The 16762-nt window shown below is 70.0% G+C and carries 11 protein-coding genes; 9 read left to right on the forward strand and 2 right to left on the reverse strand.

Features of this window, described 5'->3' with window-relative positions; genetic code table 11:
* Positions 1–220 precede the first annotated feature (220 nt).
* The 3 genes from ileS (at position 221) to D892_RS49230 (ending at position 4463) form a co-directional block, all read left to right on the forward strand.
* Entirely contained in the window at positions 221–3415 is a 3195-nt protein-coding gene (gene ileS / locus D892_RS0124570; protein WP_024803777.1) for an isoleucine--tRNA ligase, read from the forward strand.
* 197 nt (positions 3416–3612) lie between these two features.
* Entirely contained in the window at positions 3613–4173 is a 561-nt protein-coding gene (locus D892_RS0124575) for a 3'-5' exonuclease (RefSeq protein ID WP_024803778.1), read from the forward strand.
* A 164-nt stretch (positions 4174–4337) separates the two neighbouring features.
* Positions 4338–4463 carry a hypothetical protein gene (locus tag D892_RS49230; protein ID WP_255360248.1) on the forward strand — a complete coding sequence of 42 codons (126 nt, stop codon included), beginning with the start codon at positions 4338–4340 and terminating at the stop codon, positions 4461–4463.
* A 21-nt stretch (positions 4464–4484) separates the two neighbouring features.
* Here the strand turns inward: D892_RS49230 and D892_RS0124590 are convergent, their stop codons facing one another.
* Positions 4485–6134 carry a CdaR family transcriptional regulator gene (locus D892_RS0124590; protein ID WP_051499160.1) on the reverse strand — a complete coding sequence of 550 codons (1650 nt, stop codon included), beginning with the start codon at positions 6132–6134 and terminating at the stop codon, positions 4485–4487.
* Between the two features lie 79 nt (positions 6135–6213).
* On the opposite strand from D892_RS0124590, the gene pruA reads away from it, so the two are divergent.
* From pruA to D892_RS0124605, 3 genes are all read left to right on the forward strand, one after another.
* Positions 6214–7866 (forward strand): L-glutamate gamma-semialdehyde dehydrogenase, encoded by a 1653-nt coding sequence (gene pruA, locus D892_RS0124595; RefSeq protein ID WP_024803780.1) that lies wholly within the window; start codon positions 6214–6216, stop codon positions 7864–7866.
* A gap of 181 nt (positions 7867–8047) precedes the next feature.
* Positions 8048–9082, forward strand: coding sequence for a proline dehydrogenase family protein (locus D892_RS0124600; protein ID WP_084161694.1), 1035 nt, complete (start codon positions 8048–8050; stop codon positions 9080–9082).
* A gap of 379 nt (positions 9083–9461) precedes the next feature.
* The gene (locus D892_RS0124605; RefSeq protein ID WP_024803782.1) at positions 9462–10025 is read left to right on the forward strand and encodes a C40 family peptidase; all 564 of its coding nucleotides are present in this window, start codon (positions 9462–9464) and stop codon (positions 10023–10025) included.
* A 117-nt stretch (positions 10026–10142) separates the two neighbouring features.
* Here D892_RS0124605 and D892_RS0124610 read toward each other — a convergent pair whose 3' ends face one another.
* Positions 10143–11021, reverse strand: a complete 879-nt coding sequence (locus D892_RS0124610) for a UTP--glucose-1-phosphate uridylyltransferase (protein ID WP_024803783.1) — start codon at positions 11019–11021, stop codon at positions 10143–10145.
* A 269-nt stretch (positions 11022–11290) separates the two neighbouring features.
* Between D892_RS0124610 and D892_RS0124615 the strand changes: the two genes are divergently transcribed.
* The 3 genes from D892_RS0124615 to D892_RS0124625 all read left to right on the forward strand — a co-directional run bounded on the left by D892_RS0124615 (position 11291) and on the right by D892_RS0124625 (position 16715).
* Positions 11291–12676 (forward strand): DNA polymerase IV, encoded by a 1386-nt coding sequence (locus D892_RS0124615; protein ID WP_036569764.1) that lies wholly within the window; start codon positions 11291–11293, stop codon positions 12674–12676.
* A gap of 109 nt (positions 12677–12785) precedes the next feature.
* Complete coding sequence (locus D892_RS0124620; protein WP_051499161.1) at positions 12786–13283, forward strand: hypothetical protein; 498 nt, start codon at positions 12786–12788, stop codon at positions 13281–13283.
* 141 nt (positions 13284–13424) lie between these two features.
* Positions 13425–16715, forward strand: coding sequence for an arabinosyltransferase domain-containing protein (locus D892_RS0124625; RefSeq protein WP_024803786.1), 3291 nt, complete (start codon positions 13425–13427; stop codon positions 16713–16715).
* Positions 16716–16762: the final 47 nt, after the last annotated feature.

Below are 16762 nucleotides of genomic sequence, written 5' to 3' on the forward strand. Positions count from 1 at the left end.
GGAGTCTTCGGAAGAACGGCACTCGCGGCCCTCGGGCCGGTGCGAGGCCCAGTAGAACCGAACGGGTGAGCCCGTCACAGCTCACGACGAGAGGTCCGGGATCGCTTCCCGGGCAAGCGGGGTGGTACCGCGGTCTCGGCGCACCGGCGCCGGAATCGTCCCCGTGCCCACGGTTACGCGCCCGCACCCGGGCGCCGGCACGAGGAGACCACGGCCCCCTATGGCGGATCAGACATCCACCAGCAACACCGATTCCGACGAGACGTCCGGTTACCCGCGCGCGGATCTCGGTTCCGGCGGCCAGGTGTCGTTCCCCGATCTGGAGCGGCGCGTGCTCGACTACTGGGCCGCCGACGGTACCTTCCGCGCCAGCATCGAGAACCGTTCCGGCGCACCGGAGTTCGTCTTCTACGACGGTCCGCCGTTCGCCAACGGGTTGCCGCATTACGGCCATCTGCTCACCGGATACGTGAAGGATTTGATCCCACGTTTTCAGACCATGCGCGGCAAGAAGGTGGAGCGCCGGTTCGGCTGGGACACCCACGGGCTGCCCGCGGAAATCGAAGCGGAGAAGCAGCTCGGTATCACGGACAAATCACAGATCGACGAGATGGGGCTCGCCGAATTCAATGCGGCATGTAAATCATCGGTGCTCCGCTACACCGACGAGTGGCGCGCATATGTGACCCGCCAGGCCCGCTGGGTCGACTTCGACAACGACTACAAGACCCTCGACCCCGACTTCATGGAGTCGGTGATGTGGGCGTTCAAGTCGCTGTACGACAAGGGCCTGATCTATCAGGGCTTCCGGGTGCTGCCCTACAGCTGGTACGAGCAGACGCCGCTGTCGAATCAGGAGGCGCGCCTGGACGACGCCTACCGGATGCGCCAGGATCCGGCCGTCACGGTGGATATGGCCCTGAGCGTGCCCGCCGATCATCCGCTGCATCGGCTGGACGGCGCGAACGCGTTGATCTGGACCACGACGCCGTGGACGCTGCCGTCCAACCTGGCGATCGCGGTGCACCCGGAGCTCACCTACGCGCACGTCCGCGGCGCGGACGGCAAGCGGTATCTGCTGGCCGCCGAACGGGTCTCGCACTACGCGCGGGAACTGGGCGACGAACCGGTGGTGCTGTCGGAGCATCTCGGCGCCGCCCTGACGGGCCTGCGCTACACCCCGCCGTTCGACTTCTTCGCCGGCCACCCGGACTCGTTCCGGGTGCTGAACGCCGACTACGTCACCACCGATTCCGGTACGGGTGTCGTGCATCTGGCGCCCGCCTTCGGTGAGGAGGATATGGCGGTCGCCTCGGAGGCGGGTATCGAGCTGGTGCAGCCGCTGGACCCGGGCGGCAAGTTCACCTCGATGGTGCCGCCGTACGAGGGGCTGAGGGTGTTCGACGCCAACCCGGTCATCATCAAGGATCTCAAGGCGGCCGGAAAACTGTTGCGGCACGAGACGATCGAGCACTCCTATCCGCACAGCTGGCGTTCGGGACAGCCGCTGATCTACATGGCGGTGCCGTCCTGGTTCGTCGCGGTGACCAGGTTCCGCGACCGGATGGTGGAGCTGAACAAGCAGATCACCTGGGTGCCCGACCACATCCGCGACGGCCAGTTCGGGAAGTGGCTGGAGAACGCGCGGGACTGGAACATCAGCCGGAACCGGTACTGGGGCGCGCCGATCCCGGTCTGGGCGTCCGACGACCCGGACCACCCGCGCGTCGACGTGTACGGCTCGCTGGACGAGCTCGAGCGCGACTTCGGCGTGCGCCCCGCCGATCTGCATCGCCCGGCGATCGATGAGCTGGTGCGGCCGAATCCCGACGATCCGACCGGGAAGTCGATGATGCGGCGGGTGCCCGAGGTGCTGGACTGCTGGTTCGAGTCCGGGTCGATGCCCTACGCGCAGGTGCACTATCCGTTCGAGAACAAGGAGTGGTTCGAGGGGACGGACGCCGAGGCACCGCACAGCCCCGGCGATTTCATCGTCGAGTACAACGGGCAGACGCGTGGCTGGTTCTACAACCTGCACGTGCTGTCCACGGCGCTGTTCGACAGGCCCGCGTTCGAGTCCGTTGTGGCGCACGGCATCGTGCTCGGCGACGACGGGCTGAAGATGTCCAAGTCCAAGGGCAACTATCCGAACGTCAACGAGGTGTTCGACCGCGACGGCTCGGATGCCATGCGGTGGTTCCTGATGGCGTCGCCGGTGCTGCGCGGCGGCAACCTGATCGTGACCGAACGCGGCATCCGGGAGGGCGTGAGCCACGCGCTGCGGCCGCTGTGGAACGCGTGGACCTTCCTGCAGCTGTACGCGTCGAAACCCGGTGAGTGGCGCACGGATTCGACACATGCGCTGGATCGCTACATTCTCGCCAAGCTGGCCGCGGTGCGGGACGCGATGACCGAGGCGCTCGAGGTCTACGACATCGCCACCGCCTGCGACGAACTGCGCACGTTCGCCGACGCGCTCACCAATTGGTATGTGCGCCGGTCGCGTTCGCGGTTCTGGGACGAGGACCGCGACGCCATCGACACCCTGCACACCGTGCTGGAGGTGACCACCCGGCTGGCCGCGCCGCTGCTGCCGCTGATCAGCGAGGTGATCTGGCGCGGGCTGACCGGCGGCCGCTCGGTGCATCTGGCCGACTGGCCCGCCGGTGCGGAGCACTCATCGAGCACAGCCGGGCTTCCGTCCGATCCGGAGCTGGTGTCGGCGATGGACGAGGTGCGGGAGGTGTGCTCGACGGCGCTGAGCCTGCGCAAGGCCCGCAATCTGCGGGTGCGCCTGCCGCTGTCGGAACTCACCATCGCCGCGCCCGACGCCGGGCGGCTCGCGCCGTTCACGGATCTGGTGGCCGAGGAGGTGAACGTCAAGAAGGTCGACCTGACCACCGATATCGCCGCGCACGGCCGGTTCGAACTGGTCGTCAACGCCCGCGCCGCCGGCCCGCGGCTGGGTAAGCAGGTGCAGGCGGTGATCAAGGCGGTCAAGGCGGGCGAATGGACCGAGAGCGCCGAGGGTGTCGTCACCGCGGCGGGTGTCGGCCTGCTGCCCGAGGAGTACACCCAGCGCCTGGTCGCCGCCGAACCCGAATCCACCGCCGCCCTGCCCGGCAATGCCGGTCTGGTGGTGCTGAATTCGGAGGTGACCGAGGAACTGGAGGCCGAGGGCTGGGCCCGCGACCTGATCCGCGACCTGCAGGAGTCGCGAAAGTCGCTGGGACTGGACGTTTCCGACCGCATAACGGTGATCCTGGACGTCCCCGCCGACCACAAGCGGTGGGCCGAAACCCACCGCGACCTGATCGCGGGCGAAATCCTCGCCACCACCCTCACGTTCGGCGACGCCGGTACCGACGCTCCCGAAGTGGTCGGCGGAGTGCGGGTTTCGATCACCAAGGTCTGAATCACCAAGGTCTGATGGCCGCTGCCCGGGTGAGCGACCGGCTCACCCGGGCAGCGACCGGGCCTCCGGAGCGGACGCCGTCGGCGAATGTGGTGACGCCGGTGCGGATCTCGTCGACGACCGGCATGTGCGGCACGCGGCCGGTGCGGTGCGAAATGGAATGTCGGGGAACGGCTCCCGCTCGGTACAGTCGCCGGATGAGCGATCACTACCTCAACGTCGTCGATGTGGAGGCGACGTGCTGGGAGGGCACGAATCCGCCCGGGCAGCCGAACGAGATCATCGAGATCGGGCTGTGCGTGCTGGATCTGGACACCCTGGAGCGATCGGAGAAGCACAGCATTCTGGTCAGGCCCGACCGCTCCACGGTGAGCGAGTTCTGCACGCGGCTCACTACGCTCACCCAGCAGCAGCTCGACAGCGGTATCGAATTCGGCGCGGCCTGTGAGCTGCTGGGCTACGAGCACGATGCCGCCACCCGCCCGTGGGCGAGCTGGGGCGACTTCGACCGCAGGCAGTTCGAACGGCAGTGCGCCGCAACCGGTGTCGCGTACCCGTTCGGCGCGAGGCACACCAATGCCAAGCGAATGTTCTCCGAATCACGCGAGACGAGACGGCGATACGGCATGGACGAGGCGCTGCGGCTGGCCGGGCTCCCGCTCGAGGGCGTCCACCACCGCGGCGGCGACGATGCCTGGAATATCGCGGGCCTGATCGCCGGCCTGATGCGCAGCGGTGCATGGCGGTCCGGCACCTGAGGCGGTGCGTCAGGCTCCGAGCACGCGATCGACGAGCACGCGATCGACGAATGCGGTGACGTCTCGGTGCTGTCCGAACTGGAGTTTGCTGCGGTGGAGCGCGAATCCGGACACTGCTTGTCGACCTGGACCGGACATTCGGCCCGACCGAAGCGCAGCGGTGTGTGCCGGAGTTGCTCGACACCACGGACCGCGAATCCCGGACGGATGTGGGTCGCCGCAACGTGTTGCGCGAGCAGGGAATCGGCCGCACCGTGCACCACGAGCGGGGAATCGGCCCGAAGCGCTGACGGCGGCCGTTGCGTGCGGTCTCACGTCGCGTTTGTGTGCCGGTGGACGGCCAATTGGATTTCCAGGAGGAGGCGGTCGGGCGGGGAGGTGAGGTCGAGGCCCATCAGCTGGGTGGCTCGGCGGACTCGGTAGCGCAGCGTGTTCGGGTGGATGCTGAGTTCGGTGGCGGCGGTGCGGACGTCGCCGTGGTGGGAGAGGTAGGCGTCGAGGCTGGTGCGCAGGTCGGCGGAGTAGGTGGTGTCGTAGTCGACGAGGATGTCCAGGCGCGGGTCGCGGAGCTGCGGGTGGTCGCCGATCAGGGTCAGGATCTCGGCGAGCAGCACCGTGGTGCGGGAGCGGGCCAGCGTCGTGACCGGTTCGGCCGCGGGCAGCGCCGCGGTGCGGTCCAGCACCCGGTCCACCTCGGCGCGGGCGCGGGCGGCGTCGGCGAGACCGGCGACGGGGGCGGCGACGGCCGCGCGCAGGGTGAGCCCGGAGCGGTCGGCGATCTGGCCGATCACCTGCCGGGTCCACGAGGTCACCCGGTCCACCGAACGATGCTCGGGGAACAGCACGTACAGCCGCTCGCCGATCCGGGTGGTCACGCAGTCCTGGCGGAAGGCGCTGGCGTGCAGGCGAAGTGTGACCGTGCCGCGATGCATCGCCGCCTCCGCCTCGTCCCGGGAGGAGTGCCGGGCGAATCCGACCACGGCCGCCTGCCCGTCGGCGACCATGCCGAAGGTCTCGGCGAAGGCCGCGAGGTCGACATCGCCGCCGTGCGCGCCCAGCAGCCGCTGGATCAGCAGGGCGTCCGTGGTCGGGGCGTGCCGGGTGCGCCAGATCACCCGCGCCGCAATGGAAGCCGCGCCGCGCAGCATCTTGACGCTGTCGGTGTGCAGCGGCTCGCCGGCCTCCTGCACCCAGATGGTGCCGAGTACCGTCGGCGACCGCAGGCCGTCGCGGCCCGGTTCGCGGATGCCGATCGCGATGCGCCGCCGGGTGTTCCATTCCCGCTGGGCCGGAACCTCCACCACGTCACCGGTATTGCGCAGCCGGTCGAACACTCCCTCCCGCTGCAACCAGTGCAGGTATCCGGCCGGCCCCTGGCGGCCCAGCACCGACAGCCGCCGCACCTCGTCGGCCGCGGCCGAGCTGTCGGCCGAATACGCCAGCACCCGCGACTGGGCGTCCTCGATCGAGACCAGCCCGCGGGTCGACTCACCCACCGAATGGGCGAGCCCGAACAGATCGGTATCCAGCGCGGGGGCGGATTCCACGGCCCGCGGCCCGGCGCCGTGCCCGGTGATCCGCTCGATCAGCGCGTGCACCATCTCCCAGCGGGCGTGCGGATGCACCGCGACCAGAGCGATCCCCGCCTCGTGGGCGGCGGCGCACAGCCGCGGCGAGACGCTCTTGGAGAACACCACCCGCGGGCGGTGTTCGGCCGGACAGCGTTCGCCCAGGTCGCGCACCCATCGGGCGGCATCCTCGTCGCCGATGCCGACCTGCAGATACACCTCCGGCAGCGCCCGGCCCGGCGGCATCTCCATGGTCAGGTCGTCGATATCCATGAACGCCACGGAATCGGTGATCACGTCCTCCCCGGCGGGCGCGTCGACCAGCGTGACCACGGTGCTGGTCAGGGCCGACAGCAGCTCCGACAGGGGTATGGGGCGATGCACACTCTTCATTCAATCGGACGAAAACTCCGGGCGCAATTCGTCGGATAGGACAACACCTGCGGCCGCCGGGAGGAGTTTATTTCCTACCATGGACGCGATCACCACGGTCCCCGCACCGTCCAACGAACCCGTCAACTCCTACGCGCCGGGCACCCCGGAACGGGTCCGGCTGCGGGCCGCGCTGCGCGAGCTGGCCGGGACCCGCGCCGAGATCTGTCATGTCATCGACGGCGAGCACCGGGCCGGGTCCGGGCCGCGCGTCGAGGTGGTGCAGCCGCACGATCACCGAGCGGTACTCGGCAGCTTCGGCGTCGCCACACCGGTCGACGCGCACGACGCGGTCGAGGCGGCGATGCGGGCCGCATCCGGCTGGCGCGCACTGCCTTTCGACGAGCGCGCCGCGGTATTCCTGCGCGCGGCCGACCTGCTGTCGGGGCCGTGGCGCGAGACGGTCGCCGCCGCGACGATGCTGGGCCAGTCCAAGTCGGCGTATCAGGCCGAGATCGACGCGTCCTGCGAGCTGATCGACTTCTGGCGCTTCAACGTGCATTTCGCGCGGCAGCTGCTGGCGGGGCAGCCGATGTCCGGGCCGGGCGTGTGGAACCGCAGCGACTACCGCCCGCTGGAGGGGTTCGTCTACGCGATCACCCCGTTCAACTTCACCGCCATCGCGGGCAATCTACCCACCGCACCGGCGCTGATGGGCAATACGGTGGTGTGGAAGCCCTCGCCCACCCAGGCCCTGGCGGCCTATCACACCATGCGGCTGCTGGAGGCCGCCGGCCTGCCGCCGGGCGTGATCAATCTCGTGCACGGGCACGGACCCGAGGTGTCGGAGGTGGCGCTGCCCGACCCGCGGCTGGCCGGCATCCATTTCACCGGGTCCACCCGCACCTTCCAGTACCTGTGGCGCGAGGTGAGCGGGAATATCGAGCGCTACCGCACCTATCCGCGGCTGGTCGGGGAGACCGGCGGCAAGGACTTCGTGCTCGCCCACGCCTCAGCCGATCCGGATGTGCTGAGCACCGCGCTGATTCGCGGCGCCTACGAATACCAGGGTCAGAAGTGTTCGGCCGCCTCGCGCGCGTTCGTCCCGCGGTCGGTGTGGGACCGCATGGGCGACGAGCTGATCGACCGGGTCGGCGCGCTGCGCTACGGCGACGTCACCGATTTCACGAATTTCGGTGGGGCCGTGATCGATCGGCGCGCCTTCGACCGCAATGCCGCCGCGATCGAACGCGCCAAGGCCACCTCGGGGCTGACCGTCGCGGCGGGCGGCACCTACGACGACGGCGTCGGCTATTTCGTCGCCCCGACGCTGCTGCTCGGCGACGATCCGGGCGACGAGGCTTTCCGCACCGAGTATTTCGGCCCGGTTCTGTCGGTGCACGTCTACGACGACTCCCGCGCACACGCCTTCGACGACGCGCTGCGGCTGGTCGACACCGGCGCGGCGTACGGTCTCACCGGCGCGGTGATCGCCCGGGACCGGGACGCCATCGACACGGCGAGCGCCGCACTGCGTTTCGCGGCGGGCAACTTCTACGTCAACGACAAGCCGACCGGTGCCGTGGTCGGCCAGCAGCCGTTCGGCGGCGCCCGCGCCTCCGGCACCGACGACAAGGCCGGATCGCCGCTGAACCTGCTGCGCTGGACCGCACCGCGCTCGATCAAGGAGACCTTCGTGCCGCCGACGACGCACGAATATCCGCACCAGACACCGGATCCGGGGGAGGCGTGATGCAGTGCCCTGGTGCGCGCCGCACCGGCCGGTCCGGGGTGTCGCGGCGGAGTCCTGATCGCGCACCGGGTCTCCGGTATGCCTCGATACCGCCACGGCACTCGTCGCCGGTCCCAGCCGTCCCGGCGGCAGGCCGGTGGCCGGGATCCATCACCGGCAGCCGGGGATTCCGGCGACGAGCATGCCGGAACGACCGAGATACCGGTGCGGTACCCACCTGCCGGGAGGAACCGTGACCGCGTTCGCCAATCCGCTGCGTCCCGCCCTGCTCGCGGCGGCTCGCTCGCCGCGAGCGGAACGCGCGGTGACCCGGATGCCGGCCACCCGGCGCATCGTCGACCGGTTCGTTGCCGGGGACACCCGGGACGCGGCGCTGGAGTCCGTGCGAGAACTGTTGCGGGGCAATCGTTTCGTGACCGTCGACTATCTCGGCGAGGGCACCACCGATGCGGCGCGGGCGGAGCGCGTCGCCGGGGAGTACCTGCGGCTGATCGAGGCACTGGCGGCCCTTCCGGCCGTCGCGGGGGAGGGGGTCTCGGGGGAAGGGGAAGCCCGGTCGCTGGAGGTGTCGGTGAAGCTGTCGGCCCTGGGACAGGCGCTGCCCGGCGGCGGGCACGAGACCGCCGCGCGGCACGCCCGCACCCTCGCCCGGGCCGCCGAGGCGGCCGGGATCTGGATGACCGTCGACGCGGAGGACCACACCACCACCGACTCGACCCTGGCGATCGTGCGCGAGCTGCGGCGCGACCACCCGGACACCGTCGGCACCGTGCTACAGGCGTACCTGCGGCGCACCGAGGACGACTGCCGGGCGTTCGCCGCCGAGGGCGCGCGGATCCGGCTGTGCAAGGGCGCCTACAGCGAACCGGAGGCGGTGGCGTTCCGGCGCCGGGACGAGGTGGCCGCCTCGTATCTGCGGTGCCTGCGAATCCTGCTGGCGGGCAAGGGATACCCGATGATCGCCACGCACGATCCGGCGATGATCGAGGCGGCGGCGCTGCTGGCGTCGGCGGCCGGTCGCGGGCGCGGCGAGGTCGAGTACCAGATGCTGTACGGCATCCGGCCCGCCGAGCAGGAGCGGCTGATCTCGCTCGGCCAGCACGTGCGGATCTACGTGCCGTTCGGTGATCAGTGGTACGGGTACTTCGTGCGGCGGCTGGCCGAGCGGCCGGCGAACCTGGCGTTCTTCCTGCGGTCGGCGGCGACGACGCGCTGATACCGGGCAACGGCACTCGGCTCACTTCTCCGTCGGTACCAACCGGCTACCGCCCCGGTCCGGGCGAGTTGGTCGCCTGAGTACCCCATTCCGACACCCCGGATAGGGCCTCTGACCTGGGGCGGGGGCGCGGGGTGCAAATTAGATCTTGTGGGGCGCATGTGAATTGCGGTACAACAGCTATGCAATGGCAACCGTGAATGTCTAGTTGAGCTTGTGTGTTCCAACCTTTCGACCACGCTGAGAAAACCGCACTGCCAGGCAAGCTGTCCGGATGAGATGCCCGTGGGGAAGCGGTCGTCCCGTGTACGTCGTGTGTGCTGAGTAGTCGCCGGACCGCTCGCCGTCGGGGTGGTGTGCGCCAACCGAAGGGCAGGTCATGGCCACAACTGCATCGCGCACCAGTTCCTCGCGCATCCGCATCGTCCGAGTTCTGTTCGCCACGCTGACCGGCCTGCTGGCCGTGTCGTCCCTCGCCGGCACCGCGGCCGCGACCGGTGCCGACGACATCGGCAGCTCCGGGAGCAGTTCGGGCTCCGGGGACGGACTGTCCTCCGGCAGCGCCAGCGGGTCCGCCACCCTGCCCGTCGCCAGTCCGCGAGCGATGATCGCGCTGAACCTGGCGCAGACCCAGGCCGGCAAGCCGTACGAGTGGGGCGCCACCGGGCCCGCCACCTACGACTGCTCCGGCCTGGCGTTCTGGGCGTTCCGGCACGTCGGCATCATGTTGCCGCGCACCACGTGGCAGCAGGCCGAGGCCGGCAGCGCCGTTCCGCTGGGGGCCATCCAGCCCGGCGACATCGTCGTCGTGAACGCCGACGGCTCGCACGAGGGTATCTACGCCGGGAACGGGCAGCTGCTCAACGCCCACTCCCTGGGCGTCGGGGTGGTCATGACGCCGCTGAGCGATTTCGACATCTATGCGATCCGGCGTTTCTACTGAGGGCCTGTGCCGGTCCGCCGACGGCCGACGCCGGTCCACGGAGGCCGACGCCGGTCCGGGGAGGGCGATGCCGGTCCGGGGAGGGCGATGCCGGTCCGGCGGCGGCCGGGCCGGCGCTCAGTCGGTGACCAGCCCGCGCAGCAGCGGGCCGTACTCGGGATGGGCCAGGGCCGAGGCGAACTGGGCGACCAGATAGTCGGCGGGATTGCCGGTGTCGTACCAGCTGCCGTGAATGACCTGGCCGTAGACCGCGTTGGCGGCGGCGTGGACGTTGATCGCGTCGGTCAGGTACACCTCGCCGGAGCGGTGCGTGTACCACTCGGCCACCTGCTTTCGCAGCTCCTCGACGATGCCCGGCGTGACGACGTAGCCACCGATCGCGGCGTAGGCCGAGGGCGCGTCCTCGCGCTTGGGCTTCTCGACCAGACCGGTGATGCGCATCAGCCCGTTGTCGAAGGTCTCCTCGACCACCGGAACGCCGTAGCGCTTCGAATCGGCCGGGTCCATCGGCAGCAACGCCAGCACCGGCGAATGGGTCTTGTTGTAGGCGTCGATGAGCTGCTGGGCGCGCGGCACCTCGGCGACGAACACGTCGTCGGGCCACAGCACCAGCATCGGCTCGTCGCCCAGGGCGCGCGCCGCGTTCAGCACCGGGGTGCCGTTGCCGTAGGGTCCGTGCTGGTCCAGGTAGGTGATGTGGCCGAGGCGGCCGAGCTCGCCGACCTCCTCCACCGCATCGGCATACGCGGTCTTACCGTCCGCGCGCAACTGCGCCACCAGCGCCGGATTGGGCCGGAAGTGGTCCTGGATCAACGACTTTCCGGCGCTGACCACAATGGTGATGTCGGTGATGCCCGAGGCCACCAGCTCGCGCACGGTGTGCTCGATCACCGGCTTGTCGCCGACCGGGAGCATCTCCTTGGGAATGGCCTTGGTCAGCGGGAGCAGGCGGGAACCGATACCGGCGGCGGGGATCACGGCCTTGCGGATCGTCATGCCTCGATCATCACATATGCGGGTGGCGAATCATGTCGGTAACCGGGCGTAGATTCCCCGTCATGGACACCGCCTCGGACCCGGCATCCACCCGGATCGTTCCTGGTCGGAGAGTATTGTCCGGGGTCGGCAGGGCTGTGGGCGGCCAGGGCCGGGGGTCTCACGATGCGCAGCAACCCGTCAGCGAGCCGCCGGGCTCGGGGGTGCGCCCGGCGGCGGGCGGCCCGGATCTCGGGGTCCCGGCGCGGCGCTGGGTGCTGCACATCGATATGGACGCCTTCTTCGCCTCGGTCGAGCAGCTCACCCGGCCCACCCTGCGCGGGCGGCCGGTGCTGGTCGGCGGCACCGGGGCGCGCGGGGTGGTGGCCGGGGCCAGTTACGAGTCCCGCGTGTTCGGGGCGCGCTCGGCCATGCCGATGCATCAGGCGCGCCGGCTGGTCGGGGTGACGGCGGTGGTGGTGCCGCCGCGCGGGGTGGTGTACGGCGAGGTGAGCGGGCAGGTGTTCGAGACGCTGCGCTCGCGCATCCCGGTGCTGGAGACGCTGTCGTTCGACGAGGCGTTCGGCGAGCCCGCGGAGCTGGCCGGCGCCACGGCGGGCCGGGTGCTGGAGTTCTGCGAGGAGCTGCGGGCGCTGGTGCGCGAGCGCACGGGGCTGGTCGCGTCGGTCGGCGCGGGCACCGGCAAGCAGTTGGCCAAGATCGCGTCCGGGCTGGCCAAGCCGGACGGGGTCCGGGTCGTCTCGCCGGCCGAACAGCAGCAGATGCTGGCCGCGCTGCCGGTCCGCAGGCTGTGGGGGATCGGCCCGGTGGCCGAGGGGCGGCTGCGCTCGGTGGGCATCGAGACCGTCGGCGCCTTCGCGGCGCTGCCCGAGCAGGAGGCGGTGTCGCTGCTGGGCGGCAGCGTGGGCGCGGCCCTGCACCGGCTGGCCCGCGGCATCGACGACCGCCCGGTCGCCGAGCGCGCCGAGGCCAAGCAGATCAGCGCCGAAACCACCTACGAGAGCGACATTCTCACCCTCGCCCAGCTGCGGCCGGCCATCGAGGAGATGGCCGCGGCCGCGCACCGGCGCCTGACCGCCGACGGCCGGGCCGCGCGCACGGTGGTGCTGAAACTGCGCAAGGCCGATATGGGCATCGTGACCCGCTCGTTCACGCTGCCGTACGCCACCGAGGAGCTGTCCACGCTGACGGCGGCCGCGCTGCGCTCGGCCATCGATCCGGGCGAGCTGGGGCCGATTCGGTTGGTGGGGGTGGGGTTCGGAGGATTGTCCACGGTCCGGCAGGAGTCGTTGTTCCCCGAGCTGGACCAGGCGCTGGCCGCGTCGGGCCGGGCCGGTCCCGCTGCGGCCGATCCGTCGAGCGCGCTCGACGAATTCGTCGCGCCCGAGCCGACTCTCGCGCCCGCCGCGGTCCCCGAGCCGGCCGGCGCGCCCCCCGCGGTGCCGCCCGCCACTCGCTCCTACACCACCGAATTCTGGTATCCCGGACGGGATGTCACCCACAGCGCGCACGGGCACGGCTGGGTGCAGGGTTCCGGACACGGCCGCGTCACGGTGCGTTTCGAGACGCGCTCGACAGGGCCGGGCCCGGCGTATACCTTTGCCGCCGACGACATCGACCTCGCGCCGGCCGACCCGCTCCTTAGTCTTCGTTGAATTTCGGCGGGTAGCGTGAGGCCACTCGTGCGGCGCCGCCGGTCGGGCGGCCGCTGTCACGGACACCGATAAGACCCTCGAACGCAAAGGACGAGCATTGAAGCTTCAGATGACTGGACGCATCGCGGTCGGCACGCTGGCCGTCGTGGCCGCACTCGGGATGTCCGCCTGTGGCAGCGGTGACAAGAACGAGGGCTCCAAGCCGAAGACTTCGAAGCCGGCGGCCACCTCCGTACAGAACGTGCCGCCCGTGCCGACCGTCGAGCAGCTGAACACCGAGCTCGGGCAGGCGCTGGACCCGAACGTGCCCGCCGAGCAGAAGGTGCAGTTCCTCGAGGACGGCCAGGCGTCGCTGCAGAAGGATCCCGACATGATCAAGAAGCTGAGCGATGCCTATCAGCAGAACAATGCCCAGATTCAAGTGACGGACGTCACATACCTGGGCGGCGACACGTTGACCGCGAAGGCCAACTTCTCCGTCAACGGCCAGCCTCCGAACGAGGCCAGCGTTCCGTTCGTCGTGCAGGGCGATCAGTGGGTGCTGCAGAAGAGCTGGGCGTGTGCCGGTATTCAGAACCTGGGCCAGGCATCGCCGGCCTGCTCGTAGATCCGGCTTCCGCAGCGGCCGGTGCCCAGGTGGGCACCGGCCCGGTCGTCGTGTCGGCCGTGTCCGGGAACTTAAGCGCACGCTGAGAATCCGCGGGAGGATTTCGGCGGTCACGATTGCGTCACGCTACGATCGGCCCCCGTGACGAACACGATGGTGAGGGCGGACGAACCGTCCGCGGTAGGCGAGGCACAGCGGGCCGCGAGGGCCCGCGGTGGAAGATGGGCCAAGCCCGTAGCGCTCATCGCCGGGGTACTCGCCACGTTGTTCGCCATCGCGGTGCCGCTGCTGCCGGTGCAGGTCGACAAGACGACTCTCGCGTGGCCGCAACAGGATTCCGCCCGCAGCATCACCGCGCCGCTGGTGTCCTACGCGCCGCTGACCTTCGACGCCACCATCCCGGGCGCGGCGCTGCAACAACTGGGCGAGCGCGGGGGCTTGGCCGCGGCGAGCATGCCCGCGGACGCGCCCGATCTGGACAAGTACGGATTCGTCGCGCGGGTGCGGCCCGCCCAGGACGATCGGCCCGCCCGGTTCGAGGTGGTGCTGCGCAGCCAGTCGATGTTCAGCGTCCCCGTCGACGGACTCGCCGACGCCACGCTGAAGGTGCACTCCGATATGTCCTCGACCACGGCGGAGTTGGCCGGGACCGGGGCGAAACCGGTTGAGTTGCAGGGCGATTTCCGTCCGCAGCTGGTAGGCGTGTTCAGCGATCTGCCCGATGCCGCGGGGACGACGGTGAACGCCGAGGTCGACAGCCGGTTCTCGGTCACCCCGACATTCCTGAAGCGGGCGGCGACCGTGCTGGCCGTGGGCTTCGCGCTGATCGCCCTCGCGGCGCTGTTCCGGCTGGATCGATTCGACGGGCGGCGGGTGCGCCGCCTGCTGCCGCAGCGGTGGTGGACGTTCACCGCGCCCGACGCCGTCGTGCTCGGGACGCTGGTGCTGTGGCATTTCATCGGGTCCACCACCTCCGACGACGGTTACCAGTTCGGCATGGCCCGCACCTCGCTGGCCGCCGGGTACATGGCCAACTACTTCCGGTTCTTCGGTGTGCCCGAGAATCCGGTCGGCACACCGCCGTACGACGTCATCGCGCACATGACCGAGATCAGCACGGCCAGTCCGTGGATCCGGCTGCCCACCCTGCTGGCCGCCGTCATCACCTGGCTGGCGCTCAGTCGCGAGGTGATTCCGCGGCTGGGGGTGGCGGTGCGGCACGACAAGGTGGCGGTGTGGACGGGGGCGCTCGGGTTCCTGGCGGTCTGGCTGCCCTACAACAACGGGCTGCGCCCGGAGCCGATAATAGCCGTCAGCGTGCTGCTCACCTGGTGTTTCGTGGAACGCGCGATCGCCACCCGGCGGTTGTTGCCGTACGCGATCGCGATTCTCGTGGCCGCCTTCAGCCTGACCGCCGCGCCGTCCGGGATCATCTGCGTGGCGCCGTTGCTGGCCGGGGCGCGGTCGGTGGTGCGGTTCGGCATGGTCCGGGCCCGCGAACTGGCCGTGGATTCCGGTGCGGAACAGGGTGGTTCGGACGGTTCCGGGATATCCCGATGGGCGTGGGTGCGGGCCTACGGGGCGCTGCTGGCGCCGCTGGCCGCGTCCGGTGTGCTGGTGCTGGCCTTCGCCTTCGCCGTCGAACCGCTGTCGGCGATGTTCGAGATGAAGCGGGTGCACAACGCCGTCGGCCCGTCGGTGCCCTGGTTCGACGACTACCTGACCTACCAGTGGCTGTTCATGCCGAGCGCCGACGGTTCGATCGGACGGCGCTTCGGCATCATCGCGATGTGGGTGGGCCTGCTGGTGTGCGCATTCGTGATGCTGCGCAAGGGCGGCCGGATCCCGTTCGTCGCCGCCGGTCCGGCGAAACGGTTGCTGGGCATCACCTTCGGCGCCATGCTGCTGATGGCGACGGTCCCGACCAAGTTCACCCACCACAACGGCGTCTACGCCGGGCTGGCCGGTGCGGTCGCGGTGGTCGCCGCGGTCGCGGTGGGACCGCGGGTGATGCGGGCGCCGCGCTACCGGGCACTGTTCGCGGCCATCGTGGCGGTGGCCATGGCGCAGATCTTCACCAGCGTCAACGAGTGGTGGTACGTATCCAGCTACGGCATCCCGTGGTGGGACTCGGCGCCTTCGATCTTCGGGATCGGGCTGAGCAAGGTGTTCCTGATCATCGCCGTGCTGTGCCTGCTGCTGGCCGCCTGGTGGCATGTGCGGGCGCCGGAACCGGGTACGCCGCACCGGATCTCGCCACGTGCCTGGCGGTTCGCGAAGATACCCCCGCTGACGGTGGTGGCGGCGCTGATCGTGCTGTTCGAGGTGTTGTCGTTCGCCAAGGGCGCGGTCACGCAGTATCCGGCGTTCTCGCTGGCGCGCTCGAATATCAATGCGGCACTGGGCGAGCCGTGCGGGCTGGCGAACGACGTGCTGGTCGAGGACGACCCGAACTCCTCCATGCTGACCCCGCTGACCGGTGATCCGATGAGCGCGTTCGCCCAGGGCAACAACGGGTATATGCCGAACGGCGTCGGCGATCTCACCCCCGACGATCAGCCGGCGGGCAACAACAGCAGCATCGCCAACGCCTTCGGCGACAAGTCCGACGGCAGCTCGGGCACCCAGACCGGCGGTGCGCCACTGCCGTTCGGGCTGGCGCCCGGCACACCGGAGCTGGGCACCTCGGGCCAGCAGGAGGCGGCCGACCTCACCACCGGCTGGTACCGGCTGCCCGACCCGGCCGACCGGAGCGGGATCGTGGCGATCACGGCGGCCGGGCGGTTCCGCGCCATCACGCAGGAGGGCTCGGTCATGCCCGGGCAGCCGATCGACATCGAGTACGGCACCAGCGATTCCCCGACGACCGCCCGGTCGCTGGGCACGGTGATGCCGCTCGATATCGGCCCCACGCCGTCGTGGCGCAACCTGCGGGTGCCGCTGGACCAGATCCCGCCGCAGGCCGATGTGATCCGCATCGTGGCCAAGGACAAGACGCTCGACCCCAGGCAGTGGATGGCGCTGACGCCGCCGCGGATCCCGCACACCCGCACGCTCAACGAGCTGATCGGGTCGAAGGATCCGGTGCTGCTGGATTGGGCGGTGGGCCTGCAGTTCCCGTGCCAGCGGCCGTTCGACCACAAGGACGGCATCGCCCAGGTTCCGGGCTGGCGCATCCTGCCCGACCGTCCGGCCGCCCACGACACCGACCTGTGGGAGAGCCACGACGGCGGCGGCCCGCTGGGCTGGAGTCAGCAGCTGCTGCGCACGCAGACCCTGGCCACCTATCTGAAGGACGACTGGAACCAGGACTGGGGTCAGCTGCAGAAGCTCACGCCGATAGACTCCTCGGCCACCCTGGCGGATCCGGAGGTCACCCAGCAGAGCCACTCCGGCCTGTGGAGCCCGGGGCCGATCAACACCGGCTGGTGACCGGCCGGGCATCGTGCGGCGGTGCCGATCTCGGCTGCGGCGGTGCG

Source organism: Nocardia sp. BMG51109 (assembly GCF_000526215.1).
Lineage (GTDB): Bacteria > Actinomycetota > Actinomycetes > Mycobacteriales > Mycobacteriaceae > Nocardia.

Bases quoted from the DNA above. Each gene is read 5' to 3' on its own strand.
- ileS (WP_024803777.1), top strand. From the start codon at position 221: ATGGCGGATCAGACATCCACCAGCAACACCGATTCCGACGAGACGTCC.
- D892_RS0124575 (WP_024803778.1), top strand. From the start codon at position 3,613: ATGAGCGATCACTACCTCAACGTCGTCGATGTGGAGGCGACGTGCTGG.
- D892_RS0124590 (WP_051499160.1), bottom strand. From the start codon at position 6,134: ATGAAGAGTGTGCATCGCCCCATACCCCTGTCGGAGCTGCTGTCGGCC.
- pruA (WP_024803780.1), top strand. From the start codon at position 6,214: ATGGACGCGATCACCACGGTCCCCGCACCGTCCAACGAACCCGTCAAC.
- D892_RS0124600 (WP_084161694.1), top strand. From the start codon at position 8,048: ATGCCGGAACGACCGAGATACCGGTGCGGTACCCACCTGCCGGGAGGA.
- D892_RS0124605 (WP_024803782.1), top strand. From the start codon at position 9,462: ATGGCCACAACTGCATCGCGCACCAGTTCCTCGCGCATCCGCATCGTC.
- D892_RS0124610 (WP_024803783.1), bottom strand. From the start codon at position 11,021: ATGACGATCCGCAAGGCCGTGATCCCCGCCGCCGGTATCGGTTCCCGC.
- D892_RS0124615 (WP_036569764.1), top strand. From the start codon at position 11,291: ATGGACGCCTTCTTCGCCTCGGTCGAGCAGCTCACCCGGCCCACCCTG.
- D892_RS0124620 (WP_051499161.1), top strand. From the start codon at position 12,786: ATGACTGGACGCATCGCGGTCGGCACGCTGGCCGTCGTGGCCGCACTC.